Source organism: Kribbella lupini (assembly GCF_039529595.1).
In the GTDB taxonomy this organism is placed as follows: domain Bacteria; phylum Actinomycetota; class Actinomycetes; order Propionibacteriales; family Kribbellaceae; genus Kribbella; species Kribbella lupini.
Window position 1 is genome coordinate 236,186 of sequence record NZ_BAAANC010000006.1, and the last position, 25,450, is coordinate 261,635.

The 25,450-nt window shown below is 70.0% G+C and carries 23 protein-coding genes; 15 read left to right on the top strand and 8 right to left on the bottom strand.

Going from position 1 to position 25,450, the window contains the following annotated elements:
- Positions 1 to 25: 25 nt before the first annotated feature.
- Positions 26 to 1,552 (bottom strand): amidohydrolase family protein, encoded by a 1,527-nt coding sequence (locus tag ABD235_RS39645; protein ID WP_344183811.1) that lies wholly within the window; start codon positions 1,550 to 1,552, stop codon positions 26 to 28.
- 108 nt (positions 1,553 to 1,660) lie between these two features.
- Here ABD235_RS39645 and ABD235_RS39650 point away from each other — a divergent pair, with 108 nt between their 5' ends.
- The 3 genes from ABD235_RS39650 to ABD235_RS39660 are packed head-to-tail and all read left to right on the top strand — an operon-like array spanning position 1,661 to position 5,342.
- A complete protein-coding gene (locus ABD235_RS39650; RefSeq protein ID WP_344183812.1) occupies positions 1,661 to 3,178 on the top strand; it encodes an outer membrane protein assembly factor BamB family protein in 1,518 nt (505 codons plus the stop codon).
- Positions 3,179 to 3,210: 32 nt separating this feature from the next.
- Entirely contained in the window at positions 3,211 to 4,689 is a 1,479-nt protein-coding gene (gene miaB, locus ABD235_RS39655; RefSeq protein WP_344183813.1) for a tRNA (N6-isopentenyl adenosine(37)-C2)-methylthiotransferase MiaB, read from the top strand.
- Positions 4,689 to 5,342: a phosphotransferase gene (locus ABD235_RS39660; RefSeq protein ID WP_344183814.1), complete on the top strand. Its 654-nt coding sequence runs from the start codon at positions 4,689 to 4,691 to the stop codon at positions 5,340 to 5,342. Before miaB ends, ABD235_RS39660 begins: the two co-directional genes overlap by 1 nt.
- Here the strand turns inward: ABD235_RS39660 and ABD235_RS39665 are convergent.
- The 4 genes from ABD235_RS39665 to ABD235_RS39680 all read right to left on the bottom strand — a co-directional run bounded on the left by ABD235_RS39665 (position 5,339) and on the right by ABD235_RS39680 (position 8,307).
- Positions 5,339 to 7,150, bottom strand: a complete 1,812-nt coding sequence (locus ABD235_RS39665; protein ID WP_344183815.1) for a LamG-like jellyroll fold domain-containing protein — start codon at positions 7,148 to 7,150, stop codon at positions 5,339 to 5,341. The genes ABD235_RS39660 and ABD235_RS39665 overlap by 4 nt on opposite strands.
- Positions 7,151 to 7,214: 64 nt before the next feature.
- The gene (locus ABD235_RS39670) at positions 7,215 to 7,670 is read right to left on the bottom strand and encodes an NUDIX hydrolase (protein ID WP_344183816.1); all 456 of its coding nucleotides are present in this window, start codon (positions 7,668 to 7,670) and stop codon (positions 7,215 to 7,217) included.
- Positions 7,671 to 7,778: 108 nt separating this feature from the next.
- A complete protein-coding gene (locus ABD235_RS39675; RefSeq protein WP_344183817.1) occupies positions 7,779 to 8,021 on the bottom strand; it encodes an antitoxin in 243 nt (80 codons plus the stop codon).
- A gap of 88 nt (positions 8,022 to 8,109) precedes the next feature.
- Positions 8,110 to 8,307, bottom strand: coding sequence for a hypothetical protein (locus ABD235_RS39680; RefSeq protein ID WP_344183818.1), 198 nt, complete (start codon positions 8,305 to 8,307; stop codon positions 8,110 to 8,112).
- Between the two features lie 155 nt (positions 8,308 to 8,462).
- Here ABD235_RS39680 and miaA point away from each other — a divergent pair, with 155 nt between their 5' ends.
- From miaA to ggt, 4 genes are all read left to right on the top strand, one after another.
- A complete protein-coding gene (gene miaA / locus ABD235_RS39685) occupies positions 8,463 to 9,437 on the top strand; it encodes a tRNA (adenosine(37)-N6)-dimethylallyltransferase MiaA (protein ID WP_344183819.1) in 975 nt (324 codons plus the stop codon).
- A complete protein-coding gene (locus ABD235_RS39690) occupies positions 9,424 to 9,945 on the top strand; it encodes an RNA polymerase sigma factor (protein WP_344183820.1) in 522 nt (173 codons plus the stop codon). The genes miaA and ABD235_RS39690 overlap by 14 nt, the downstream gene beginning before the upstream one ends.
- A gap of 1 nt (position 9,946) precedes the next feature.
- Entirely contained in the window at positions 9,947 to 10,642 is a 696-nt protein-coding gene (locus ABD235_RS39695) for a hypothetical protein (RefSeq protein ID WP_344183821.1), read from the top strand.
- Positions 10,643 to 10,721: 79 nt separating this feature from the next.
- Positions 10,722 to 12,560, top strand: a complete 1,839-nt coding sequence (gene ggt, locus ABD235_RS39700; RefSeq protein WP_344183822.1) for a gamma-glutamyltransferase — start codon at positions 10,722 to 10,724, stop codon at positions 12,558 to 12,560.
- Here the strand turns inward: ggt and ABD235_RS39705 are convergent.
- Entirely contained in the window at positions 12,557 to 12,808 is a 252-nt protein-coding gene (locus ABD235_RS39705) for a hypothetical protein (RefSeq protein ID WP_344183823.1), read from the bottom strand. The genes ggt and ABD235_RS39705 overlap by 4 nt on opposite strands.
- A gap of 31 nt (positions 12,809 to 12,839) precedes the next feature.
- Here ABD235_RS39705 and ABD235_RS39710 point away from each other — a divergent pair, with 31 nt between their 5' ends.
- The 5 genes from ABD235_RS39710 (at position 12,840) to hflX (ending at position 16,924) form a co-directional block, all read left to right on the top strand.
- Positions 12,840 to 13,397 carry a dihydrofolate reductase family protein gene (locus ABD235_RS39710; protein ID WP_344183824.1) on the top strand — a complete coding sequence of 186 codons (558 nt, stop codon included), beginning with the start codon at positions 12,840 to 12,842 and terminating at the stop codon, positions 13,395 to 13,397.
- Positions 13,398 to 13,463: 66 nt separating this feature from the next.
- A complete protein-coding gene (locus tag ABD235_RS39715) occupies positions 13,464 to 13,973 on the top strand; it encodes a SigE family RNA polymerase sigma factor (protein ID WP_344183825.1) in 510 nt (169 codons plus the stop codon).
- A complete protein-coding gene (locus ABD235_RS39720; RefSeq protein ID WP_344183826.1) occupies positions 13,970 to 14,491 on the top strand; it encodes a hypothetical protein in 522 nt (173 codons plus the stop codon). Before ABD235_RS39715 ends, ABD235_RS39720 begins: the two co-directional genes overlap by 4 nt.
- A 15-nt stretch (positions 14,492 to 14,506) precedes the next feature.
- Positions 14,507 to 15,346, top strand: coding sequence for a diaminopimelate epimerase (gene dapF, locus ABD235_RS39725; RefSeq protein ID WP_344183827.1), 840 nt, complete (start codon positions 14,507 to 14,509; stop codon positions 15,344 to 15,346).
- A gap of 84 nt (positions 15,347 to 15,430) precedes the next feature.
- Positions 15,431 to 16,924: a GTPase HflX gene (gene hflX / locus ABD235_RS39730; RefSeq protein WP_344183828.1), complete on the top strand. Its 1,494-nt coding sequence runs from the start codon at positions 15,431 to 15,433 to the stop codon at positions 16,922 to 16,924.
- Positions 16,925 to 16,984: 60 nt separating this feature from the next.
- Here the strand turns inward: hflX and ABD235_RS39735 are convergent, their stop codons facing one another.
- On the bottom strand, positions 16,985 to 19,345 hold the full coding sequence (locus ABD235_RS39735) for an immune inhibitor A domain-containing protein (protein WP_344183829.1): 2,361 nt from the start codon (positions 19,343 to 19,345) through the stop codon (positions 16,985 to 16,987).
- A 248-nt stretch (positions 19,346 to 19,593) separates the two neighbouring features.
- Between ABD235_RS39735 and macS the strand changes: the two genes are divergently transcribed.
- Together macS and ABD235_RS39745 are read left to right on the top strand one after the other, a co-directional pair.
- Positions 19,594 to 20,715, top strand: coding sequence for a MacS family sensor histidine kinase (macS, locus tag ABD235_RS39740; protein WP_344183830.1), 1,122 nt, complete (start codon positions 19,594 to 19,596; stop codon positions 20,713 to 20,715).
- Positions 20,712 to 21,347, top strand: a complete 636-nt coding sequence (locus ABD235_RS39745) for a response regulator (protein WP_344183831.1) — start codon at positions 20,712 to 20,714, stop codon at positions 21,345 to 21,347. Before macS ends, ABD235_RS39745 begins: the two co-directional genes overlap by 4 nt.
- Before the next feature lie 59 nt (positions 21,348 to 21,406).
- On the opposite strand, the gene ABD235_RS39750 is transcribed toward ABD235_RS39745, so the two are convergent.
- On the bottom strand, positions 21,407 to 22,588 hold the full coding sequence (locus ABD235_RS39750) for a S8 family peptidase (RefSeq protein ID WP_344183832.1): 1,182 nt from the start codon (positions 22,586 to 22,588) through the stop codon (positions 21,407 to 21,409).
- Between the two features lie 307 nt (positions 22,589 to 22,895).
- On the opposite strand from ABD235_RS39750, the gene secD reads away from it, so the two are divergent.
- Positions 22,896 to 25,199: a protein translocase subunit SecD gene (gene secD / locus ABD235_RS39755; protein ID WP_344183833.1), complete on the top strand. Its 2,304-nt coding sequence runs from the start codon at positions 22,896 to 22,898 to the stop codon at positions 25,197 to 25,199.
- Positions 25,200 to 25,450 lie beyond the last annotated feature (251 nt).

Below are 25,450 nucleotides of genomic sequence, written 5' to 3' on the forward strand. Positions count from 1 at the left end.
ACGGTCCGCGCCCTGTCCGTCGATGTCAGTGCCCGCCGCAGCACCCTCCGGCCGCCAGGGCGCGACCGGCCGGCGGAGCCTGTACGGCGGCCTCGACGCCGGCGAGCATGCGCCGCCGCGCCTGCGGCGTGATCACCCGGCCGCGGGTGACCACGGTGTGGATGCGCCGCGTGTTGCGGATGTCGGTCAGCGGATCGGCGTCCAGCACGACCAGATCGGCGATCTTGCGCGGGGCAACGGAACCGAGGTCGTCGCTCATCCCGAGGAACCGGGCCGGCTCGACGGTCGCGGCGTACAGGGCCTGGCGCGGGGTGGCGCCGGCGCCGACCAGCAACTCGAGCTCCTGGTGCAGGGCGAAGCCGGGCACCATCCACGGCGTACCGGTGTCGGTGCCGGCCAGGATCGGGACGTCGTGGGCGAACAGTTCGCGGACGAACCGCTGGTGGTACTCCCACATCTGCTGCTGCCGGGCGATCTCCTCGGGCGGGCGGTTCGCGCTGTAGAGGTTGGCCAGGACGTACTCGTAGGTGCCGATCGAGTCCGCGCTCAGGTACTTGCTGGTGGCCGGGTCGAGGCTGGTGTAGTCGGGCCGGTCGAGCACGTTGTGTATGGTCAGCGTGGGGGTGACCCGGGTCCGGTTGCGGCGCAGCAGGCCGAACACGTCGGCGGCGCGGGAGCGGCTGAACGAGTTCGCGGCGATCCACTCGATCGGGTGCACCTGCCGGAACCAGCCGTTGTAGTCGCCGGTCGCGATCGTGATGGCGCGCTGCATCCGGCGTACCTCGGCCTCCCGGCTGGACACCGACAGGGCGAGCGCGTGGATGTGCTCGATGCTGCGCTGGCCGCCGTTGCTGACCTGCTGGATCGAGACCTGGTCGGGGCCGTGCCCGTGCACGGTCAGCCCGTTGCGCCGCGCCTCGTCGAGGATCGCCCGGTACGCCGTGGGGCCGAGCCGCGAGTACACCTTCACGAAGTCGGCGCCCTCGGCCTTCACCTGCCGTACGGCGGCCCGCGCGGACGCCTCGTCGTTCACCACCAGGACGTGCAGCAGGTTCGGGTCCCACAGCGTCGGGTCGCCGTCGATGATCTGACTGGCCACGACCATTCGCGGACCGAGCAGCGTGCCGGCGTCGATCCGGTCGCGCCACTCGTACAGCACCGGGTCGGGCGCGGCCATCTCGCGGACCGTGGTCAGGCCGTTGGCCAGGTAGAGCGGCGGCGAGACGTGCTCGTCGCCGAGGCTGTGGACGTGCATGTCGGCCAGGCCGGGGATGACGAACTTCCCGGTCAGGTCGAGCTCGGTGGCCCCGCGCGGAACCGGCAGGTTGCGGCCGACACCGATGATCCGGTCACCGCTGATCAGCACCGTCTGGTGCTTGGCCCGGTGGCCGGTGGCGACGTCGATCACCGTCACGCCGGTGAGCGCGGTGATCCGGGTGGTCCCGACCGCAGCCAGGGCGGCGACGGGGGAGGAGGCAAAGCTGCCACCGGCGACCACAGCGGCACCTGCGACAGCGGAACGAGCGAGAAACTGACGACGGGAACTGTTCATGGGTTCCATGGTTGTTGCTCGGCTCGTCGCGGTCAGGGGTAGCAGACCCCGAACCGAGGGGGTGCCAGGTCCACCGTCCGGAACCGCTGGGACTTTAAGGTCGGACGGGTGAAGACAGAGCTGATGCCTCGCCGCCGGCTTGTTGCCCTCGGCCTCCTCACCCTGGCCGGGCTGGCGGCCGTGGTCTGGGCGATCGCCGTTCCGAGACCCGCCCTGTACGTCGTGGGGCTGCTGCTCTGCGCGCCGCTGGTCGTGCTCGCGACCGCTGCCGGGCTGCGGCGGTGGACCGCGCGGCGGCTCGTCCTCTGGCCGGCCGGCGTTCTCGTCGTGCTCGCCGCTCTGGTGGCCGCGATCGCGGTGCCGAGGGCCGCCCTGGCCGCGCAGACGCGTTCGGACGTCCGGTGGGCCACGTCGCTGGACGTACCGCTTCCGATGTCGACGCCGATCAGTGTCTGGTCGATCGGTGATCGGGTCTACCTGCTCAGCGCCCAGCAGCCGCTTCAGGCGTACGACAAGGCCGGCGGACAGGTGGTGGCCGAGTTCCCGGCAGCCCGGTACGGCGCCACCGCGGTGGCCGCGGACGGTTCGGTCGTCGGCTGGGACGGCGATGCGGGTGAGGTCACCCACTACTCGCCCGACGGTGCCGAACTGTGGTCGAGGCCGTTCCGCGGCCGTGGTGCGATCGGCACGCTCGACAAGCCCACTCCGGTCGTCGCGGTCGCCGACGGCGTCGTCGTACTGGCGGACTGCCGGGTGCAGCTTCCGGCCAAGCCGTGCCGATGGACCGGGGTCGACAAGTCGGGGAAGACGGTCTGGGAGCAGCAGGACGACCGGGCGGCCGAGATCAACCCCGGGCTGGCCGACATCGGACGCCGTACGGTGGCGCCGTTGCCTTCCGTGGTGCTGGGCCGCGACGGGACCGGCTCGACGGCGGAGTACGTGGTCCGCGCGGCAGCCGACGGCCGCGAGCTGGGCCGGCACGCGGCCCGGCCCCTGACCAGCCTCGGCATCCAAGGCGATCTGGTGGTGATCGCCGAGCGGACCGAGGACGGATGTCGGTTGGTGGGGCTGCGCGACGGGCGGCAGGTTCTGGCCACCCAGGGCATGACGTGCCTGAAGGGGATGAACGCCGAGGTGCCCGGCAGACTCCGGCTCACCCCTGGCCGCGCGTACCTGGAACAGGACGGCAACGCCCGAACGGTGTCGCTGAAGGACGGCAGTTGGCGGGCCGTCAGCGGCCTGACCTTCTCCACCGGCGACGAACCTGCCGTGGCCGGGTCCGACGTGCTGGTCTACCGCAACGGGAGCGAGCTCTCGGCCGTGGACGCGGGCACCGGCGAGCGGTTGTGGAAGAAGAGCGCTCCGGGAGAGGTCGTCGCGGTCTACGTGGACAACGGTGGTCTGCTCGTCTTCAGCGAGCCCAGGATCCACAACCCGTTCCTGTCCCGGGCCGACCAGACCGGTGAGGCGATCCAGGCGTCGTCATGGGTGGCCCGGACCGGTGAGCGCACCGGATCGCTGCTGATCCGCAACGGCGACGCGACCCGTGGCGCGTCGGTCGGCCCGGGCCAGGCCCTCCTGGTCGGGTACTGCACTCCCGACGTCCGACTGGTCGGTTCTGCCTGAGGCGCCCGCAGGTCGTAGTCTTGGTGGCTGTTATGCGTACTTACGAGGTCCGCACCTACGGGTGCCAGATGAACGTCCACGACTCCGAGCGCCTGCGCGGCCTGCTGGAGGACGCGGGCTACGTCCGCGCACCCGAGGGCGACCAGGCCGACGTGGTCGTCTTCAACACCTGCGCGGTCCGCGAGAACGCCGACAACAAGCTGTACGGCAACCTCGGGCACCTGGCGCCGGTGAAGGCCAAGACGCCGGGCATGCAGATCGCCGTCGGCGGCTGCCTGGCGCAGAAGGACAAGGCGACCATCACCAAGAAGGCGCCCTGGGTCGACGTCGTGTTCGGCACCCACAACATCGGCTCGCTGCCGGTGCTGCTGGAGCGGGCGCGGATCGCCGAGGAGTCGCAGGTCGAGATCCTGGAGTCGCTCGACGTCTTCCCGTCGACGCTGCCGACGCGGCGCGAGTCGCCGTACTCGGCGTGGGTGTCGGTGTCGGTCGGCTGCAACAACACCTGCACGTTCTGCATCGTGCCGGCGCTGCGCGGGCGCGAGAAGGACCGCCGCCCGGGCGACGTGCTGGCCGAGGTCGAGGCGCTGGTCGCCGAGGGTGTGCTCGAGGTGACGCTGCTCGGCCAGAACGTGAACTCGTACGGCGTGGAGTTCGGCGACCGGTACGCGTTCTCGAAGCTGCTGCGCGCCTGCGGTGCGATCGACGGGCTGGAGCGGGTCCGCTTCACCTCGCCGCACCCGCGCGACTTCACCGCGGACGTGATCGAGGCGATGGCCGAGACGCCGAACGTGATGCACTCGCTGCACATGCCGCTGCAGTCGGGGTCGGACCAGATCCTGAAGACGATGCGGCGCTCGTACCGGCGCGACCGATACCTGAAGATCATCTCCGACGTGCGCGCGGCGATGCCGGACGCGGCGATCACCACCGACATCATCGTCGGCTTCCCCGGCGAGACCGAGGAGGACTTCCAGGGCACGCTGGACGTCGTCCGGCAGGCGCGGTTCGCCGGTGCGTTCACCTTCCAGTACTCCAAGCGTCCCGGCACTCCCGCGGAGTCGATGGAGGACCAGGTCCCGCGCGAGGTCGTCCAGGAGCGGTACGAGCGGTTGGTCGCGCTGCAGGACGAGATGGCCTGGTCGGAGAACAAGGCGCTCGTCGGGAAGTCGCTGGAGGTCCTGGTCGCCGAGGGTGAGGGCCGCAAGGACGCCGCGACCCACCGGCTGTCCGGGCGCGCCCGCGACAACCGCCTGGTCCACTTCGCCCTGCCCGAAGGCGTCGAGGCGCCCCGACCGGGTGACATGGCAACGGTCGAGGTCACCTACGGCGCCCCGCACCACCTGGTCGCCGACGTCTTCGGTTCAGTACGCCGTACGCGCGCCGGCGACGCCTGGGAAAGGCTGCAGGACGCCCCGGCCTCCTCGGCCCCCGGCGTGATGCTCGGCCTGCCCACCATCGGCAAGCCCGCGCCGCTCGAGCCCGTCGCCGGCGGTTGCCAGGTCAACTGATGTCGAGTCCCGAGCCGTTCGCCTCCGGCCGGGACGCCGACGTCTACTCCATCGACGACGACTGGGTCCTGCGGCGCTACCGCAACGGGCACCCCGTGCGGGACGAGGCGGAGTACATGAAGTGGGTCGGCCGGCACGGGTACCCGGTGCCGGCGGTCGGGCGGGTGGACGGGCCGGACATGGTGATCCAGCGGCTGACCGGGCCGACGCTCGCTGCCGCGGCGGTGGCCGGGGACATCGGACCGGTGGAGCTGGGGGAGTTGCACGCCGACCTGCATCGACGGCTGCACGCGATTCCCGCACCGAGCGGCGCCGAGGACCGCGTGATCATGCACGGTGACCTGCATCCGGAGAACGTGATGCTGACCGCCGACGGCCCGGTGGTGATCGACTGGCGGAACGCCGAGGAAGGGCCGCCCGCGTTCGACGTCGCGATGACGGCGATCATCTTCGCCCAGGTCGCCCTCGACCCGGCGTACGCCGAGCTGTCGCCGTTGTTGCGCGAGGCCCTCACCAGCTACCTGGTCCACTCGATCGACCCGAGACCGCAGCTTCCGGCGGCGTTGGCGCGACGAGGCAACAACGTCACGCTCACCAAGGAAGAGTTGGCCCTGCTACCTCAGCAGGACCAGCTCATCCGCAGCATGCTCTAGGCGTTCAGGAAGCTCTTCACCGGCAGCGCCCGGTCGACGATCCGCAGCTCACCGATGTGCCCGGCGAACGCCTGCTCGACGACGTTGTCGTAGTGGTTCGCCCCGAGCAACCACGGCAGGTTCGCCGTGGCCAGCCCGTTCGACCGCGTCGACGGATTCCGCAGCAGCGGCGACGAGTCGACGTACAAAGTGGTGAAACGCCCGTCGTTGACCACCGCGAGATGGAACCACTCACCGGCGACCTGCTCGTGCCCCCAGTTCGTGAACGTGTCGTTGCGGTCGAGCGGGTAGACCGCCCACTGTGCCTGCCGCCCGCCGGAGAAGGCGAGGTTGACCACCGGCTCCGACGGATCGCTGCCCGTCTTCCCGGCATCGGCACCCGTCCCCATCCGGCTCAGCAATCCCATCCACGAGTGATCGGCACCGTCGTCGAGCAGCTTCACGAACGCCTCGATCGTGTACCCACCCCGAAAAGTCAGCCGGTTCAGCGGCGCGTCCGCGGCCGTCGTCAGATAGGCGCCCCGCGCAGGTTTCTTGCCCCCGGCAAACAACCAGCTCGCGTGCCCGGGCTGCTCCGGGTGGAACTCCGTCGACGCCTTCAGACTGTCCGCAGGACTGCCCGGCAGGTACGCCGTCGTCAGGTGATTCCCACGCCCCGAGTGGTCCACCACCCGCGACGCCACCGGCCCGTCGAACCGCCAGTACGCGACCGTCCCCGGGAGGACCAGCTTCGAGGCCGGCCGTGCCGGACGCACCGGCACCGGCGCGAACCCGGCGAACCGCTCGGCGAAGTCGATCGGCACGCTGAAGCGGTTGGTGTCGTCGGTCAGCTCGATCTCGCCCTCGGCGAGCAGGCTGCGCCGGGCCGGGTCCTGGCCGAGGATCCACGGCGAGATCGTCTCGACGTCGATCATGTTGCGGGCCAGGTCGAAGTGGTACAGCCGGATCATGCCGCTGCCGCCGTAGTACCGGTCCTGGTAGTTGGTGATGTGCAGGTGGACGTCGTGACCGGCCGCGTTCTGCTTCACCGTCCGGCCGGACGGCCAGTAGTGGCCGTTCAGGGTGAGGAAGATCTGGTCGTTGCCGTTGACCAGCTGGTCCCAGACGCGGTTGCCGTGGTCGGACAGGTGAGCGACCGGGTCGCCCGCGTCGGCGTACACGAGGTCGTGCGTGGTCAGGATGACCGGCAGTCGCGGGTGCGCCGCGATCACCTGGCGGGCCCACGCGAAGCCGGCGTCGGACGGCCGCCAGTCCATCGCGAGCAGCAGCCACTGGCGGCCGGCCGCGCGGAACACGTGGTACGAGTTGTAGCCGTCCGGCGTCGACCCGCCGTACGTGCTCATCCGGCGGAAGCGCTGCGGCCCGAAGACGTGCAAGTACGGCGAATCGCCGCGCTGGTCGTCCTTCGAGGCGTCGATGTCGTGGTTGCCGGCCAGCACGCTGTACGGCAGCCGCGCGCGGTCGAGCACACCGAAGACCGGGTTGGCCTGGGCGAACTCCGAGGCTTGCGCGTTCTCGACCACGTCACCCAGGTGCGCGGTGAAGGCGAGGTTCTCGGCGCCGCGGTGCTCGACCAGGTACTTGAAGCTCGCGGTCAGCGGAGCGGCGTCACCCCGATCGAGATCGAACAGGTACTGCGTGTCCGGTACGACGGCCAGCGTGAACCGCAGGTCCTCGGAGTCGGGGGTGGTCCCACCGGAGTGGCCGACTCCCTGGGCTGAAGCGACCCCGGGAATCAACGCCGCGCCCGCGCCCAGCGCGCTCGCCTGCAGGATCCGCCGTCGGGTCGTGCCGTCGTACTGGTCCATCGATGCCTCCAGAGGTTCACTGACAACGCAGGAACTGTAGAGGTGGCTCGGTGAACAGCAGGGGTCAATCGGTGAAGCCCTGGGCGATCACCGGAGGGAGATTGCCCATGCGCACACCCTCCAGCACCCGCGCCTCGTGCGGCACGACCGGGTCGGGCAGCTGGTCGAGCGGGTACCACGCGAGCCCGTCGGCCTTGCCGGGTTCCATCGACCGCGGCTCGCCCTTCCAGCGTGTGGCGGTGAAGAAGAAGTCGACCCGCTCGTCGATCCACTCGCCGTTGCCACCGGTGCGGTGCATCGCGGTCAGCGGGACCAGGTCGGCCGGGTCGATCTCGACCCCGACCTCCTCGAGCACCTCGCGCCGCGCGGCCGCCAGGACCGACTCGCCCTGCTCGACGTGCCCGGCCGGGACGGCCCAGTAGCCGTCCATGTAGCCGGTGTTGGCCCGCAGCAGCATCAGCACCTCGTCGCCCCGTCGCAGGACGACGTACGCGGCGGGTACCACTCGAAATCTCTCCACGCCCGAAACCCTAGTCCGCCCCGCCGACAGGTGTTTGCCTTCGGCATCCGGGTCCCGGACAGACCGAAGGGCCGCGAGAAGTTGCTCCCGCGGCCCTTCGGTGGAGAATCAGGCCGGGTTCGGCTTGTTCTCGATGTCGTCGTCCTGACCGTCCAGACCGTCGAGGCGGTCCTTGGCGACGTCGACGCCCTGGTCGATCTTGTCGCCGTACTTGCCGCCGGTCTTGCTGTCGGCGAAGTCGCCGGCCTTGTCCAGGCCGTCGCCGACCTTGTCGCCGTGCTGGTCGACCAGGTCGGTCGCCTTGTCCTTCAGGTCCTCGGCCTTGCCCTTGAACTTGTCGAAGATGCCCATCGTGGGGTTCCCGTTCTTGCGTAGTGAACTGCTTACAGACAGCTAGCGGGATCTTCCCACCCGGACGGCTCCAGATGTGGGAGGTTGTTCAGTTTCCCCCGCCGCTTTCGACGTCGCCACCGCTCTCGACGTCTCCTCCGCTTTCCACGTCACCCCCGGACTCACCCTTCCCGCCGCGCTCGACGTCGCCGCCGCTCTTCAGCTCCACGTCACCGCCGCTCAGCTGCGGGCCTTTGTCGACCGCGTCCTTGGCCGCCGCGGTCTCTTCCTCGAACTGGTTCGTCACTACGGGTTCCCTCCCGGGTCGTGGGTCCGGCTTCACCCTGTTCCTACCGCCACGCGAGGTTCTCCACAAGTCCCACTCCGTCACTCTTGTCCCAGAGTTCACGCCGTGCGTCACGCCGTGTCTCCCAGCGGCGACCGCACTGTCACACTGGACCGATGGCCGCACCACTCGTCGTCGCCGTCGTCGGTCCCACCGCGGCCGGCAAGTCCGACCTGTCCGTTGCTCTGTGCAAGCACCTCGGCGGCGAGGTGGTCAGCGCCGACGCGTACCAGGTCTACCGCGGGATGGACATCGGTACGGCGAAGATCACCGAGGCCGAGCGGGCCGGCGTACCGCACCACCTGCTGGACATCCTTGACGTCACGCAGACCGCGACCGTCGCGGAGTTCCAGCAGCTCGCGCGGGCCGCGATCGACGACTGTCTGCGCCGTCAGGTGGTGCCGGTCCTGGCCGGCGGTTCGGCGCTGTACGTGCGCGCGATCCTCGACGATTTCGAGTTCCCCGGCACCGACCCGGCGATCCGCGAGCGGCTCGAGCAGGAGCTGGCCGAGCACGGCTCCGGCGTACTGCACCAGCGTCTGGCCGAGGTGGACCCGGCCGCCGCCGAGCAGATCCTGCCGAGCAACGGCCGCCGGATCGTCCGCGCGCTGGAGGTCATCGAGCTCACCGGAGCGCCGTACGCCGCGACCCTGCCCGGGCACACCTCGATCTATCCCGGCGCCGTCTACATCGGGCTCGACGTACCGCGTCCGGTGCTCGACGAGCGTATCGGCCGGCGGGTGGACCGGATGTTCGAGCAGGGCTTCGTCGACGAGGTGCGCGGGCTGCTCGACCACGGACTGCTCGACGGCCGTACGGCGAACCGCGCGCTCGGCTACCCCCAGGTCGTTGCCCTGCTGCGCGGCGAGATCTCCGAGACCGAGGCCCGCGAGCAGACCGCCCAGCAGACCCGGCGCTTCGCGCGGCGGCAGGATTCCTGGTTCCGCAAGGACCCGCGGATCGTTTGGTTGCCCTACGACGCGCCCGACCTGGTCGAGCAGGCGATTCGGGTACTGCGAGGCAACCAAAAGGCCGCGACCGACGTAGACGGGGTGGAAGAGGGCCTGGGGGCTGTGGATGCGAGGGGGTGACCGTGAGGCCGAGTTCCGTGAGTACGTGCTCGCGGACCGCACCCGACTGCTGAGAACGGCGCTGCTGCTCACCGCCGGAGACGTGCACACCGCCGAGGACCTGGTCCAGACCGCCTGCACCCGGGTCTACGTGCACTGGCACCGGATCCGGCACGAGGGCGCCGGGCCGTACGCGCACCGGATCCTGGTGAACGCCTTCCTGGACGAGCGCCGCCGGGCCGGCCGCCACCCCGAGGTGATGACCGCGGACCGGCTCGAACCGCGGGAGCCCGACGTCGCCGACCACGCCGACCTGCTGGCGGTCCGGAGCGCCCTGCTCGACCTGGCACCACGGCAACGCGCGGTCCTCGTGCTGCGCTACTTCCAGGATCTCGACGTGGCGACCTGCGCGCGGATCCTGGAGTGCACCGAAGGCACCGTGAAGAGCCAGACCGCGAAAGCACTGAAAAGACTGAAGGACCTGATGGCCGACGACCAGGCCTCGGGTCCCGCGACCGGGAGTAGTTGACGTGGACGACGTGAAGAGGCTGCTGGAGCAGTTCGCCGACCGAGCGGTCGACGGCCTGCCACCGGCGGACGTGGACGCGGACGTGACCCGCGGGCGCCGGGCGTTGCGCCGGATCAAGGCGCGCCGCCGGGTCACCGGTGTCCTGTGCGTGGCGGCGGCGACCACCGCCGTACTGGTCGTCGGTGACCAGGGGGAGTGGTGGAGCGGTGGCGAGGCGGAGGTCGCCAGCGACGCCCCGGCCACGCAGCCCCAGCCGCAGCCGGAGTCGGCGACGACGGGCTCGGCCACTCCGTCGGGCGCGAAGGAGGAGACCTTCTCGACGTACACGGCGACCGCGGTCCAGTTGGTGGCCAACCCCAAGCCGTGGAACTCGATCGGCTGCACTCTGGCCCCGCTGGGCTGGGCGGCCGCCCCGCAGGGCGCGGCCCAGCGCGTCGTCCTGACCCCACCGAGCGCGCGCACGGCCGACACGTCGGCCCAGCTGGAGCTGTTCACGGCTCCTGAGCCGCAGCCGCTGAGCAGGATCCGCGCCGTCGAGTCCGGCGGCAAGGTCTTTCACGTCGGCAGCACCGGCGGCCGCGAGGTCGGTCAGGTGCGGCTCGGCGACAGCTGGCTGGTCGCGAAGCTGCCGATCGAGCACCAGGACTGGAACGACGACCTGGTCCGTCGCTTCCTGGGGTCCTGCACGGTGTCCTGACGCGCGAGAACTGGCGTAGACCTCACCGTTCGGGTAGGCAGGTGGTTCCCAGTACGCCGAACCCCTGCGGAGGACCCCGGTGACACCGAAGAAGCTGGCCGCATCCCTGACCGCGGGTGCGCTCGTCCTGACCGGCCTGACCGCCGGCGGTGTGCCCGCCCAGGCCACCGCCGAGAGTCACGCGCCCAAGCCCCCGGCGAAGAACGCCACCGCGATCGGCTTCGGCGGCGCCGTCGCCTCGGTCGACCCCGAGGCCACCAACGTCGGCATCGGCGTCCTGCGCCGCGGCGGCAACGCCGTCGACGCGGCGGTCGCGACCGCCGCCGCCCTCGGCGTCACCGAGCCGTACTCGGCCGGTATCGGCGGTGGCGGGTACTTCGTCTACTACAGCGCGAAGAACCACAAGGTCTACACGATCGACGGCCGGGAGACCGCGCCGGCGACGATGCCCGGCGACGCGTTCGTCAACAAGGCCACCGGCACGCCGTACCCGTTCGCCGAACTGGTCACCTCCGGCGTCTCGGTCGGCGTACCGGGGACGTTGGCCACGTGGGACTCCGCGCTGAAGTCGTGGGGTTCGCTGTCGCTGAAGAAGGCGATCAAGCCGGCCGCCGACCTGGCCGACCGGGGCTTCGTCGTCGACCAGACGTTCCGCAACCAGACGCTGGACAACAAGACCAGGTTCGCCCAGGTCACGCCGACCGCGAAGCTGTTCCTGCCCGGTGGGGACGCTCCGCAGGTTGGCACCGTGTTCAGGAACAAGGAGCTGGCCCGGACCTACGAGCTGATCGGGAAGCAGGGACCCTCGGCGTTCTACAGCGGCCCGCTCGCGGCGGAGATGGCGGCGGTCGTGAAGACTCCGCCGAAGGCTCCCGGCGCGACGCTGCCGATGTTCCCCGGCTACCTCACCACGGCGGACCTGGCCAAGTACAAGGTGCTGAAGCAGGACCCGACCAAGGTCCGGTACGACGGCCTGGAGGTCTACGGCATGGCGCCGTCCTCGTCCGGCGGGACGACGGTGGGTGAGGCGCTCAACATCCTGGCGCCGAAGAAGCTCTCCAAGCTGAGCACACCGGATGCCCTGCACAACTACCTCGAGGCGTCCGCGCTGTCGTTCGCCGACCGCGGCCGGTACGTCGGCGACCCGAAGTTCGTCGACGTACCGACCGAGGAGCTGCTGTCGAAGGGCTTCGGCGCCGAGCGGTCCTGCCAGATCGACCCGGACAAGGCCGCGGCCAAGCCGGTGCCGCCGGGGTCGCCCGACGGCTCGTACGACGCCTGCGCGCCGGCCGTGGCGAAGGCCGAGCACCCCGACACCGAGGGCCTGTCGACGACGCACCTGGTGGCGTCCGACCGGTGGGGCAACGTCGTGTCGTACACGCTGACGATCGAGCAGACCGGTGGTTCCGGCATCACCGTCCCGGGCCGCGGCTTCCTGCTGAACAACGAGCTGACCGACTTCAGCGCTCTCCCGGACCCGGCCGACCCGAACCGGATCGAGCCGAACAAGCGGCCGCGGTCGTCGATGTCGCCGACCATCGTGCTCAAGCACGGCAAGCCGTTCCTCGCGCTCGGTTCGCCGGGTGGGTCGACGATCATCACCACGGTCCTGCAGACGCTGACCAACCGGCTCGACCGCGGGATGACGCTGCCGGAGGCGGTCGCCGCGCCGCGGGCGTCGCAGCGCAACACCGCGACCGTGACCGCTGAACCGGACTTCATCACGGCGTACGAGGACCAGCTCACGCCGTACGGGCACAAGCTCGTGCTCGCCGGTGACGCCCTCACCTCGGCCGCTGAGATCGGTGCGGTCGCCGCGCTGGAGTTCCTGCCCGGCGGTGGGTACCTGGCCGCGGCCGAGCCCAAGCGGCGCGGCGGTGGCTCGGCGGCCACCGTCCACCAGGTCTGGCCGCGCTAGCGCTTCTTCAGCCGCTGAGGTGCCGTAGGCAACGGCGGTGGTTCCGGAGCCGGCTGCTCGACAGCCGGCTCCAGCCATCCGTCGTACTCGTCGACCAGCTGGATGGCGGCGTCCGCCGGCAGCACCACGACCCAGGGGTGGTCCTCGTCGTCGTCCTCCCCGTGGAACCGCTCGCGCCGCAGCTCACCGCCGAGCCGCTCGGCCACTGCCTCGGCGTCGTCCCGCTCCCAGAAGTACGCGATCTGCACGCACCAAATCTACTGACCCGGGAGGGGACGCATGGGCAAGCTCGTCTACTCGATGATCACCTCGCTCGACGGTTACGCCGAGGCGGCCGAGGGCGACCTCGGCCGTGGCGCCGAGGACGAGGAGGTGCACACGTTCATCGGTGACCTGTTCCGGCCGGTGCGGACGTTCCTGTACGGGCGGCGGATGTACGAGACGATGGTGTTCTGGGAGACCGCGCACGCCGAGCCCGAGGCGCCGCCGTTCATCGTTCAGTACGCCCGGGACTGGCAGGCCGCGGACAAGATCGTGTACTCGACGACGCTGGAGTCGGTCTCCAGCGCGCGGACCACGATCGAGCGCTCCTTCGACCCCGACGCCGTCCGCCGGCTCAAGGAGGAGTCCGAGCACGACCTCAGCGTCGACGGCCCCAACCTCGCGGCCCAGGCGATCGCCGCCGGACTGGTGGACGAGTACCACCTGTTCGTCACCACGAGCGTGGTCGGCGGCGGCAAACGCTTCTTCCCCGACGGCATCCGCCTCGACCTCGACCTGGTCGACCAGCGCTCCTTCGCCGGCGGGCTGATCTACGCGCGCTACCGCACCCGCTGAACTCCGTGCAACCGATCCGTCGCCTGACCTGTAGTTCAGGGTGAGATCACGACGGAGTGGAGTGCGATGAGCCGGGACGACGAGTACGCCGACTACCTGCGCGGCCACTACGGCCGCATGCTGCGCACCGCGCGGCTGCTGGCCGGAGGAGACGTGCACTGGGCCGAGGACCTGGTCCAGACCGCGTGCACCAAGCTCTACGTGCACTGGGGCAAGGTCCGGCAGGGTGACGGTGCGGCGTCGTACGCCGACCGCATCCTGATCAACGTCTTCATCGACGAGCGGCGCCGGTTCTGGCGACGCCGGGAGACCTCGACGGACGAGTTCCTGGACGCCGTACCGGCTGGTGGGCCCGATCCCGCCGAGCGGCTCACGCTGCTCGACGCCCTCGGTCAGCTGCCCCGGCGGCAGCGGGCGGTGGTCGTTCTGCGCTACTTCCGCGACCTGGACGTGGCGACCGTGGCGGTGCTGATGGACTGCAGCGAGGGCACGGTCAAGAGCCAGACCGCCCGGGCCCTGGGCAAGCTCCGCGATCTCGTCGACGACCCGCTGGACAACCTGGAGCGTGTGCGATGACCGACCTGCGAAACCTGCTCGACCAAGCCGCCGGCCCCGCGCCGACGCTGACCGACGACCAACTGTCCACAGCGATCGCCCGCGGACGGCATAGCCGGCGCCGTCGAGGCCTGACCGTGGCGGTGGCGTCGGTTGCGGTGGTCGTCGCTGCCGGCGGAGTGGCCTTGGCCTTGCCATCGGCCGGTGAGGCCCCGGCGGCCGCTGGTTCGGGGCCGTCCGCCGGTCCGGTGACCTGTGGTCAGCTGTTCGCCGACAACACCATCGAGCGGACCAGGTACGAGATGAAGCCGGGCGAGCAGAATGCGGACGGTGTGCGGCTGCGGCTCGGCGGGTTCCCCGAGCAGACGCAGCCGGCTCAGGACGGCGAGCCGGTCCCCGCGATGTCGTTCGCCTGGCCTTTGGCGAACCCGCGGGTCTTCACGCCGGCGGCCCTCGTCGACGTACCGCCGCCCGCGGGCCAGGGCTGGCCGAACGAGGTGTGGACCAAGGTCGTCTCGGCCTGCTACCCCGTGCGCTAGCCCTACCATGAACCCATGAGCACCTTTCCCTGGCTGAAGGGGCACGGTACGGAGAACGACTTCGTGCTGCTGCCCGATCCCGACGGTTCGGTGCACGGGGACCTCGCGCCCGAGCTGGTGCGGTTCCTGTGCGACCGGCATGCCGGGATCGGCGCCGACGGGGTGCTGCGGGTGATCGACGGGTCGAAGCAGACGTACGTCGAGGACGGCGGCGAGTGGTTCATGGACTACCGCAACGCCGACGGCTCGACCGCGGAGATGTGCGGCAACGGCATCCGGGTGTTCGTCCGGTACCTGGTCGACGAGGGCCTGACCACCGGCAAGCCGGTCCGGATCGGGACCCGCGCGGGGGTCAAGGAGGTCGTCGTCCACGACGACGGCACGATCACCGCCGACCTGGGCGAGCCGCGGGTGGGCCCGGCCGGCGTGGTCGTCGAGGCGAACGGGCACCAGTGGCCCGCGGTCGCCGTCGACATGGGCAACCCGCACGCGGTCGCGTTCGTCGACGACCTGCGCGAGCCGGGACACCTGGTCGAGCAGCCCACCTGGTCCCCGGAAGGCGCCTTCCCGGATGGCGCGAACGTCGAGTTCGTGGTTCGTCAGGGCCCGTACGACGTCCAGATGCGCGTGCACGAGCGCGGCGCGGGGGAGACCCGCTCGTGCGGGACCGGGACCTGCGCGGTCACCGTGGCCTCGACGCTGGCCGCCCGGCAGGAGCGGCCGGTCACGTACCGGGTCGGCGTACTGGGTGGCGAGGTGTCCGTGACGTGGCGGGCCGACAACCACCTGGAGCTGCGCGGACCGGCCGTCGTGCACGCCCGGGGAGACTTCGACCGGGGCTGGTTGCCCGCTTGAGCGGGGAATTCAGCGCGTGAGCGGGTCGTTGAAGGAAGTAATCGGGTCGCCCGTACGGGTGAGCCGTGCCACGATGGAAGGTATATGACGACCCATTCGAACGCATACGAAGAGATCAACGACGTCGACCTCGACCTGACGCAGGACGACGCGCTCGACGACGAGGAGACTTCGTCGACGGGTTACGACGACACCGAGGGTCCGGGCCTGGAAGGCCTGGAGCTCGAGGAACGCCAGGCGCTGCGGCGCGTGGCGGGGATGTCGACCGAGCTGACCGACATCAGCGAGGTCGAGTACCGCAAGCTGCTGCTGGAGCGCGTGCTCCTGGTCGGGGTGTGGACCGAGGGCAGCGCCGAGGACGCCGAGAACTCGCTGGCCGAGCTGAAGCTGCTCGCCGAGACGGCCGGTTCCGAGGTCCTGGACGGCGTGATCCAGCGCCGCAAGAAGCCCGACGCCGCGACCTTCATCGGGTCCGGCAAGGTGGCCGACCTGCGCAACCTGGTCGCCGCCCTGGGCGCGGACACGGTGATCGCCGACGGCGAGCTGGCTCCTGCGCAGCTGCGCAACCTGGAGGACAAGCTCAAGGTCAAGGTGGTCGACCGGACCGCGCTGATCCTGGACATCTTCGCCCAGCACGCGAAGAGCAAGGAAGGCAAGGCCCAGGTCGAGCTGGCCCAGCTGCAGTACATGAAGCAGCGCCTGCGTGGTTGGGGTGGGAACCTGTCCCGCCAGGCCGGTGGCCGGGTCGGTGCGGCCGGTGGCGGTATCGGTGGTCGTGGTCCGGGTGAGACCAAGATCGAGACCGACCGGCGCCGGATCAACACCAAGATCTCCAAGCTGCGCCGTGAGCTGAAGGAGATGAAGGGCACCCGCTCGACGATGCGGCAGGAGCGCCGCCGGCACTCGGTGCCGTCGGTGGCGATCGCCGGCTACACCAACGCCGGCAAGTCCTCGCTGCTGAACGCGATCACCGGTGCGGGCGTCCTGGTCGAGAACGCGCTGTTCGCGACCCTGGACCCGACCACCCGCCGGACCACCACGTCCGACGGCCGGGTCTACACCTTCACCGACACCGTCGGGTTCGTCCGGCACCTGCCGCACGACATCGTCGAGGCGTTCCGCTCGACGCTGGAGGAGGTCGCCGACGCCGACCTGCTGCTGCACGTGGTCGACGGGTCCCACCCGGACCCGATGGCCCAGATCCAGGCGGTCCGCGAGGTCCTGAGCGAGATCGGCGCGGTCGACGTCCCCGAGATCATCGTGATCAACAAGGGCGACCTGGCCGACCAGCTGGCGCTGGCCCCGATCCTGCACCGCGAGACCGGCGCGATCGTGGTCTCGGCCCGGACCGGTGAGGGCATCGACAAGCTGAAGGCGCTGGTCGAGGCGTCGCTGCCGCAGCCGCACATCACCGTCGACGCGCTGCTGCCCTACGACCGGGGCGACCTGGTCTCGCGGGTCCACTCCGAAGGGTCGGTCGACACCCTGGAGCACACCGGCGACGGGACCAGGCTGACGGCGCGGGTGCACCCGCAGCTCGCGGGCGAGCTGGCGCCGTACCAGGTGGCCGCGATCTAGTACGACGCAACGAAAGGGCCCCCAGGGAAATCCCTGGGGGCCCTTCGTTGTGTCAGCGCGTCAGTTGCGCGCCGACACCTTGACCTTCATCGTCGTGCCGTCACGCGACACCACGCTGATGTTCACCTTGTTGTTCGGCACCTTCACACCGGCCGTCGGCTGCTCGGCGCTCCAGTAGCTCTTGCTGTCGTTGAACGTCTTGACGCCGTCCTGACCGCGGATGTAGCTCGGCGCACCGTTCACGTGCAGCGTGAACGAGTCCGCCTTCTCGAGGCCGAACGGAGCGTCGTAACCGGCGATCCGCGGACGCCAGATCTGGCCGTCGAGACGGTTGATCGGCGCCGGGTGCGAGTCGATCGGCAGGATCAGGCCCTCGCCCGGGTGGACGTTGGTGTTGTTGTCACCCTGCGAGTTGTCCCAGTACGAGATCAGCAGGCCGTCCTGGTACGGGAAGTGCTCGACCTTGTCGGGCAGCGTGCTCGCCCAGCCGAAGTTGTACGGGCCCGTCTTGAGGTGGGCGTCGTACGACACGTAGTTCAGGTGCGACGCGAGGTAGTAGTTGTCGTACTGCGTCGTGATCGTCGAACCGACCGCGCTGAAGCCGTTGAGCGTCCAGCCCTCCGGCGACGCCTCGGCGCCCGAGTCGACGACCGTGGTCGCACCGCTGGTCACCTTGACCTCGTCGGCGAAGAAGCCGTAGCCGCCGGTGTTGGCGTCGGTGGTGTAGCGGAACTGCAGGCCGATCGTCTTGCCGGCGTAGGCCGACAGGTCGAAGGTGGCCGGAACCCAGCCGCCGCTCTCGCCGTCGATGCCGTTGCCCTCGGCCGCCTTGGTGATGTTGCCGGCGATCGGCTTGTAGCCGGTGCCGTCGTTGACCTCGACGTAGGCGTAGTCGCACGCCGTCGTGTCGCAGTCCTCGATCTGCCAGTTCGCCTTGAAGGTGAGCGACGCGGCGCCCGCCGGCAGGGTGACCTGACGGTTCATCGTGTGGGTGAAGTCGTCGCCCTCACCGCTCCACCACGACTTGGTGCCCGCCGTCGGCGGCTGCAGCGGTGTGGTGACCGACTTCTTCGGCAGCGTGACGACCAGGCCCTGGGCCTTGGCCGAGTTGTACTCGTGCGGGCCGAGCTCGAGGGTCTTGGTCTGGCCGGCCTTCACGATCTCGTAGTCCAGCCAGCCCAGCTGCAGCTTCTCCCAGGCGCCGAAGTCGGCCGCCTGCTCGCCGATGCCGCCGTCGGTCGGCTTGCCGACCCGGCTCTGCGCCATGATCGACCACCAGTTGACGCCGTTCTCGACCGCCGCACCGGAGGTGTCGTAGAGGTCCGGCAGACCGAGGTCGTGGCCGTACTCGTGGGCGAAGACGCTGATCCCGCCGTTCTCCGGCTGGATCGTGTAGTCGCCGACGTAGAAGCCGGTGTCACCCAGCTGCGCGCCGCCGGCCGGGTTGTTCGACGGGCCACCGGCCACGCCGACGTACCAGCGGTGCGACCAGATGGCGTCCTCACCCTGGTGCGGGTCACCATCGGCCTGGTCGCCACCGGAGTGGACGATCTGGAAGTGGTCGAGGTAGCCGTCGGGCTCGTTGAAGTTGCCGTCACCGTCGAAGTCGTAGCGGTCCCACTGGTCGAACGTCGCCAGGTCGGCCTTGATCTGCGCCGAGGTCCGGCCGGCCGCCTTCTGGTCCGCGACCCACTGGTTCACGGCGTCCTGGACCAGCGCCCAGGTGTTGTTGCAGACGTTGCCGCCGCACGGGTAGCCGTTGGAGCGGCCGTAGCGGGCCTCGTTGTACTTGACCTTGACCCAGTCGGTGACCGTGCCGGACACCGAGTAGCGGCCCGAGGACTGCTTCTCGTAGTACTTCTTCACCGAGTTGCCGGTGCCGAAGTACATGTCCTGGAAGTGCTGACGGTTGTAGTCCGGCTGCCAGACGGTCGAGTTGTCGACCGCGCGGTCGGGCTGCGGGATCGCGTTGTGCAGCGGTCCCTCGAAGGTGGTCGGACCGGGCACCGCGGGAGCGGTGTCCTGGTCGGGATAGTTCGGGTGCCGCTCGTTGCCGAACTCGGCGAGGACGACGAAGATCCGGTCGGTCTTCTCGCGCGACAGCTCGACGTACTGGTCGACCTTGGCCTTGGCGGTCCGCTGACCCTTGGCGGCGGCGGTCTTCTTGCCCAGCTTGACGACGGTGCTCGCACCGCGCTTCTCGGCCTTGGCCGAGCCGTTCAGCACCTTGGTCAGTGCTTCCTGGCGCAGCTCACGGCGCTTGTCCTCGAGCGGGCTGGGCAGTTCGTCGGACGTCACCTGCTGGTCGGCGGTGACGGCCGGGCCCGACTGGGGCGATGCGGCGGTCCCGGACTGGGCGAAGCTCAGTCCGATCGTCGCCGCCAGGGCCAGGCTGAACAGCCCGGCAGATACTTTGCGCACGATTCCCCTCCTGCGTGTGAAAGGTCCGCTACGCGAGGTTTGTGACTTGACGCAGCGTGACCACGTGCTCCCCCGAGCGTGGAACTTCTGCGCGAGAGTACGGGGAAAACCGGCGATGCTGAAGTGGTTCTGATCAAATTTCCGGATTCGTGCGGGGAATCCTGCGTACGCGCAAGGGGTAATACCACTCGATCCACTGGAGTACGACGACGCAGCGTCGCGGCCTCGGTCGTTGGCACACTGTGCGGATGGACTCCGACCGGGCCGATCTGCTGCTGCCGCTGTGGCGGGCGCTGGTGGTGTTCCGCGTGATCACCTTCGGGTTCGCCTGTTTCGGCGTCTGGGTGCGCTGGGACGGCATCGTCCGCCCGTACGGCGCGGTGCTGCAGCTGGCGATCATGGGTCTGTGGACGATCGTTGCCTCGATCGGCTACAGCCGGCACTGGGGCCGTCGCAACACGCGGCTCGCGGTCGCCGACCTGGTCGTCACCGTCGGGTGCATGTACGCGACGCTGTTCGCCCAGCCCCTGCTGGATATCCGCGCCGGGGCTTCCGTGCTGACATCGGTCTGGGTCGCCGGGCCGGTGATCGCGCTGGCGATCGCGCGCGGCCGGGACGGGGGACTGGTCGGCGCGATCACGGTGAGTCTCGCTCTGCTTTCGTTGCGTGGCGTGGAGAACGTGTCGAAGATGCTCGCCAACGTGCAGTTGTTGCTGGTGGCCGGTCTGGTCGTCGGGTACGCCGCGACCGCGATGCGCCGGGCGAACCTGAGGTTGCGCGAGGCAATCGCTGTGGAGAGTGCGACGGCGGAGCGGCTCCGGCTGAGTCGGTCGATCCACGACGGCGTGCTGCAGGTGCTCGCGCAGGTCCAGCGCCGCGGTACGGCGATCGGTGGCGAGGCCGTCGAGCTGGCCTCGCTGGCGGCCGAGCAGGAGGTCGCGCTGCGGTCGTTGATGGCGTCCCGGCCGGTGCAGGAGCGGCAGGGCCAGATCGACCTGTGCAGCGCGTTGTTGCCGCTGGCCACGACCCGCGTGGACGTCGTCGTACCGGCGGTGCCGGTGGTGCTGCCCGTCGGTGTGGTCAACGAACTCGTTGCCGCGGTCAAGGAAGCCCTGAGCAACGTGCTCAAGCACGCGGGACCGGACGCGCGGTCCTGGGTCGTGGTCGAGGACCTCGGGACCGACGTCGTGGTGTCGGTCCGCGACGATGGAGCCGGCACCACCCCGGACCGGCTCGACGCGGCACGCTCCGACGGGCACCTGGGAGTCAGCCAGTCGATCCGGGGCCGGATCACGGACCTCGGCGGCAACGTCACGGTCCGCACGGCACCGGGTGAAGGAACCGAGTGGGAGATGACGGTAGCGCGATGACCCGAGTGATGATTGTCGACGACCACCCGATGTGGCGCGAGGGCGTTGCGCGCGACCTGGGCAGCCGCGGGTACGACGTGTGCGCGACCGCGTCCGACGTGGCGTCGGCGGTGAAGATCGCGCTGGCGACCCGGCCCGACGTGGTGGTGATGGATCTGCAGCTCGGTGACGGGTCGGGTGTCGACGCGACCCGGGAGATCACCAGCGCGCTGCCGGACACCCGGGTGCTGGTGCTGTCGGCGAGCGCCGAGCAGACCGACGTACTGGCCGCGGTGAAGAACGGTGCCTCGGGCTACCTGGTGAAGTCGGCGTCCCTGGACGAGTTCGACGACGCCGTACGGCGTACTGCCGAAGGTGACGCGGTCTTCTCGGCCGGACTGGCCGGGTTGCTGCTGGGGGAGTACCGGCGGCTCGGAGCGGGGCCGGAGGTGCCGCGGCTGACCGAGCGGGAGACCGAGGTGCTGCGGCTGGTCGCGCGCGGGCTCACCGCCAAGCAGATCGCGCTGCGGCTGGTGCTGTCGCACCGGACCGTCGAGAACCACGTGCAGAACACGCTGCGCAAGCTGCAGCTGCACAACCGCGCCGAGCTGGTCCGCTACGCGATCGAGAACGGCCTGGACGCTGCCGACTAGCCGACAGCGCCGTCGTACCGGCTGTGGTGGCAGACCGGTACGACGGCTGACTCAGACGATCAGAGCCCGTTGGTGAAGAGCAGGCGGTTCACCGTGCCGCCGGTGGTGCCGCCGCTGACCACGTTCGGGGTCGCGTTGGCCTCGATGTAGGACTTGACCGTCGCCGGGCTGGCCGACGGGCTGGTCTGCAGGTACAGCGCCGCGACGCCCGCAACGTGCGGGGTGGCCATCGAGGTGCCGTTGTAGGAGCCGGTGGTGTTGCCCGGCAGCGTGGACACGATCGCCGAGCCCGGCGCGTACACGTCGACGCAGGAACCGGTGCTCGAGTACGACGCCCGCGCGTCGGTGCTGGTGCTGGCCGCGGTGACCAGGGCGGTCTCGATCTTGCGCGGCAGCAGGTTGCAGGAGTTCGCGCCGGTGTTGCCGGCCGAGGTGGCCAGGAAGACGCCGGAGCTGATCATCCGGCGCAGCGAGTTCTCCAGCGTGGTGTTGGCCGAGAAGTTCCACGAGGTGTTGGCCACGGCCGGCTTGACCGCGTTGCGGGTGACCCAGTCGACGGCGGCGATCGCGGCGGAGGCCGTCCCACCGCCGCTGCAGTTCAGCCACTTCACGCCGTGCAGCCGGACGTTCTTGGCCACGCCGTACGAGGTGGAGCCGATGGTGCCCGCGACGTGCGTGCCGTGGCCGTTGCAGTCGGTGTTGTTGCTGTCCAGGCCGTTGAAGTCGAAGCTGGCCCGGCCGCCGAAGTTCGGGTGGCTCGGGTCGACCCCGGAGTCGATGATGTAGGCGTGCACGCCGGTGCCGGTCCGGGTGTAGGTGTAGGACCGCGACAGCGGCAGGTTGCGCTGGTCGATGCGGTCGATGCCCCAGGAGGGCGGGTTGCTCTGCGTGGTGTCGAGGACGTTCTCGACGTACACGTCCTCGGAGATGGCGACCACCTCCGGGTTCTTCTGCAGCGCCGCCAGCTGGGCCGGCGTGAGCTTGGCGGTGAAGCCGTTGACCGCGCTGGAGTACGTGCGCTGCGGAGCGATGCCGAGCGAGCTCTTGAGCTTCGTGCCCTGCTTCAGCTCGACGATGTAGGTGTCCTTCACCGCGCTGGTGCCGGGCTCGGCGGGCGCGCGCTGGACGAGGATGATCCGGCCACCGGGTTCCGGGGCGGGTGCGGCACCGGCGGTGCCGGCGGTGGTGAGGGCGATGGCCGGGACGACGACGGCGGCCAGGGCAAGGCGGATACGACGCACTGTTCCTCCTCGGGGAACTGGGTCACCCCACGGGCGGAGGGGTGATCACGCTCGGTCCTGGAGCGGTTACGGAGCGAGCGGTGAGAGGAGAAGTTAGGACGTGCTCACCTGAGGCGTCAATCAGTTCTGGTGCCCGCTGATGCCATGGCACTGGGTGGCCGTTGTCCTTGTCTGCAACGTTGGATCGGCCGTAAATGCTTTCTGGCCGCTGGCTTGGTCGCCTCCGTACACTGTGCGTTCCACGATCCGTGGTCTGCTCTGTGTCACGACACCCGTACCCAGGGTGCCCACCTCCCGGAGGCTCGTAGTGAACCGGTCGTCCCTGGTGCGCGCGTTGTTCGCGTTCCTCGTCCTTGCGGCGTCGACGTACACCGTCCTGACCGCGAAGCCGGAGCTCGGCCTGGACCTGCGGGGTGGCACCCAGATCGTCCTGGAGACCAGCGACTCCCCGACGGCCAAGGCCGACGCGAAGAACACCGACAAGGCGCTCGAGGTGCTGCGCCGGCGGATCGACGCGCTGGGCGTGGCCGAACCGAGCGTCACCCGGCAGGGCGAACGGCGGATCATCGTCGAGCTGCCCGGCGTCCAGGACCCGCGCGAGGCCGCGAAGGTGATCGGCAAGACCGCGCAGCTGAGCTTCCACGAGGTGCTCGACCAGGTCGCCGCGAAGCCGGCCAAGCCGGCCGCCGGCGACCTCTACCTGCCGAACGACGACGGCGGTGGCGGCGTACTGAAGCTGGGCAAGCCCGCGATGACCGGTGACAAGGTCAGCGGTGCGGAGGCCGTGCTCGACGCCCAGCAGGTCGCGGCCGGCTGGATCGTGCAGCTGAACTTCAAGGACGGCGGCGGCAAGATCTGGTCCCAGATCACCGGCAAGGCGGCCTGCCAGCCGGCCGGTTCGCCGGGCCGGCTGATCGCGATCGTGCTCGACAACGAGGTGCTCACCGCGCCGCAGGTCGACCCCGACGGCGGCACCCAGCTGTGCAACATCGGCCTGCCCGAGAACAACAGCACCATCACCGGCAACTTCGGCGAGGCCGAGGCCAAGGACCTGTCCGCGCTGATCTCCGGCGGCGCGCTGCCGCTGCCGGTCGAGGTCATCGACCAGCGGACCGTCGGGCCCTCGCTCGGCAAGGACGCGATCCAGGCGAGCGCGCTGGCCGGCATCATCGGCGTCGCGCTGACCGGGCTGTTCATCGTGGTGGTCTACCGGCTGGTCGGCCTGATGGCCGTGATCGGCCTGATCGCGTACGCCGGAATGTCGTACGCCGCGCTCACCGCGATCGGCGCGACGCTGACCTTGCCCGGTCTGGCGGGTTTCGTGCTCGCGATCGGTATGGCGGTGGACGCGAACGTCCTGGTCTTCGAACGAGCCCGCGAGGACTACATCGGCGGGCGGACGGACGGCCTGCGGCGCTCGCTGCGCAGCGGCTTCCAGAACGCGCTGTCCGCGATCGCCGACTCCAACATCACCACGTTGCTGGCGGCCGCGCTGCTGTTCTTCCTGGCGGCCGGTCCGGTGCGTGGATTCGGTGTGACGCTGTCGATCGGTGTGATCGCATCGATGCTGTCCGCCCTCGTCGTCACCCGGGTGTTCGCCGAGTTCGTGGTGTCGCGGAAGTTCGTGCTGGACCGGCCCGCGCTGAGCGGAATCGCCGGGCACGGCCGGGTCCGGACGTGGCTCGAGGCGAAGCGCCCGGCACTGATGAAGCACAGCCGTCGCTGGCTCCTGATCACCGTCGCCGCGATCGTGATCAGCGTGGCCGGCGTGGCGATCCGTGGCCTCAATCTGGGCATCGAGTTCACCGGTGGGCGCCTGCTGGAGGTCAGCACCGCCCAGCAGATCACGCCCGACCAGGCCCGCGCCGCGGTCGCCGAGGCCGGCTACCCGAACGCCGTCGTCCAGGCCTCCGGGACCGACGACATCACCGTCCGCACCGTCACGATCAGCGACGACGAGGCGGAGAAGATCCGCGAGTCGATCTCCCGCATCGCCGGCGGTACCGAGCTCGTCCGCAACGAGAACATCGGCCCGTCGCTCGGCAACGAGCTCCGCAACAAGGCGCTGATCGCCCTCGGCGTCGCCCTACTGGCCCAGCTCGTGTACCTGGCGGCCCGCTTCCGCTGGACCTTCGGCGCCGGCGCCGTCCTGGCCCTGCTCCAGAACGTGGCGGTGGTAGTCGGCGTCTTCGCCTGGACCGGCAAACCCGTCGACGGCATCTTCCTGGCCGCCATGCTCACCATCATCGGCTACACGGTGAACGACTCGGTGGTCGTCTTCGACCGCATCCGGGAAACCCGCAACGCCCGCTCCACCGAGTCGCTGGGCCCGGTCGTCGACACCGCGATCGTCAACGTCCTCCCCAGAACCATCAACACCGGAATCTCAACCCTCTTCATCCTCGCCGCCCTGCTGTTCCTGGGCGGAGACTCCCTGGGCGACTTCGCCCTGGCCCTCCTCCTCGGCATCCTCGTCGGCACCTACTCGTCCAACCTCACAGCGGCCCCCCTCCTCGTAGAACTCGAAAAGCGCTACCCAGCCCCACCGCCCCGCCCCAAGCGCACCCAAAGAGACCGAGACAGCGAACCCGACCGAGGCGCCGTCGTCTGACCCCTCCGCCCCCGAGCTTCGGCCCGGGGGCGGTCCCATGCCCGCCCACCTCGGCGCCCGCCGCCGACGGCGGTCCCATGCCCGCCTTCACCCCCCACCACCCCGTCCGGCCTCCCACCACTCCATCTCTTTCCGGCCGAAGCGGCCTCAGCCCCCGCCGACCTTCCCGGCCGCATCGCCGACCACCCCGCCCCCGCGCAGCGCGTGGCCTCAGCCCGCCCACCTCCGAGCACACCTGCACCCACCCACCC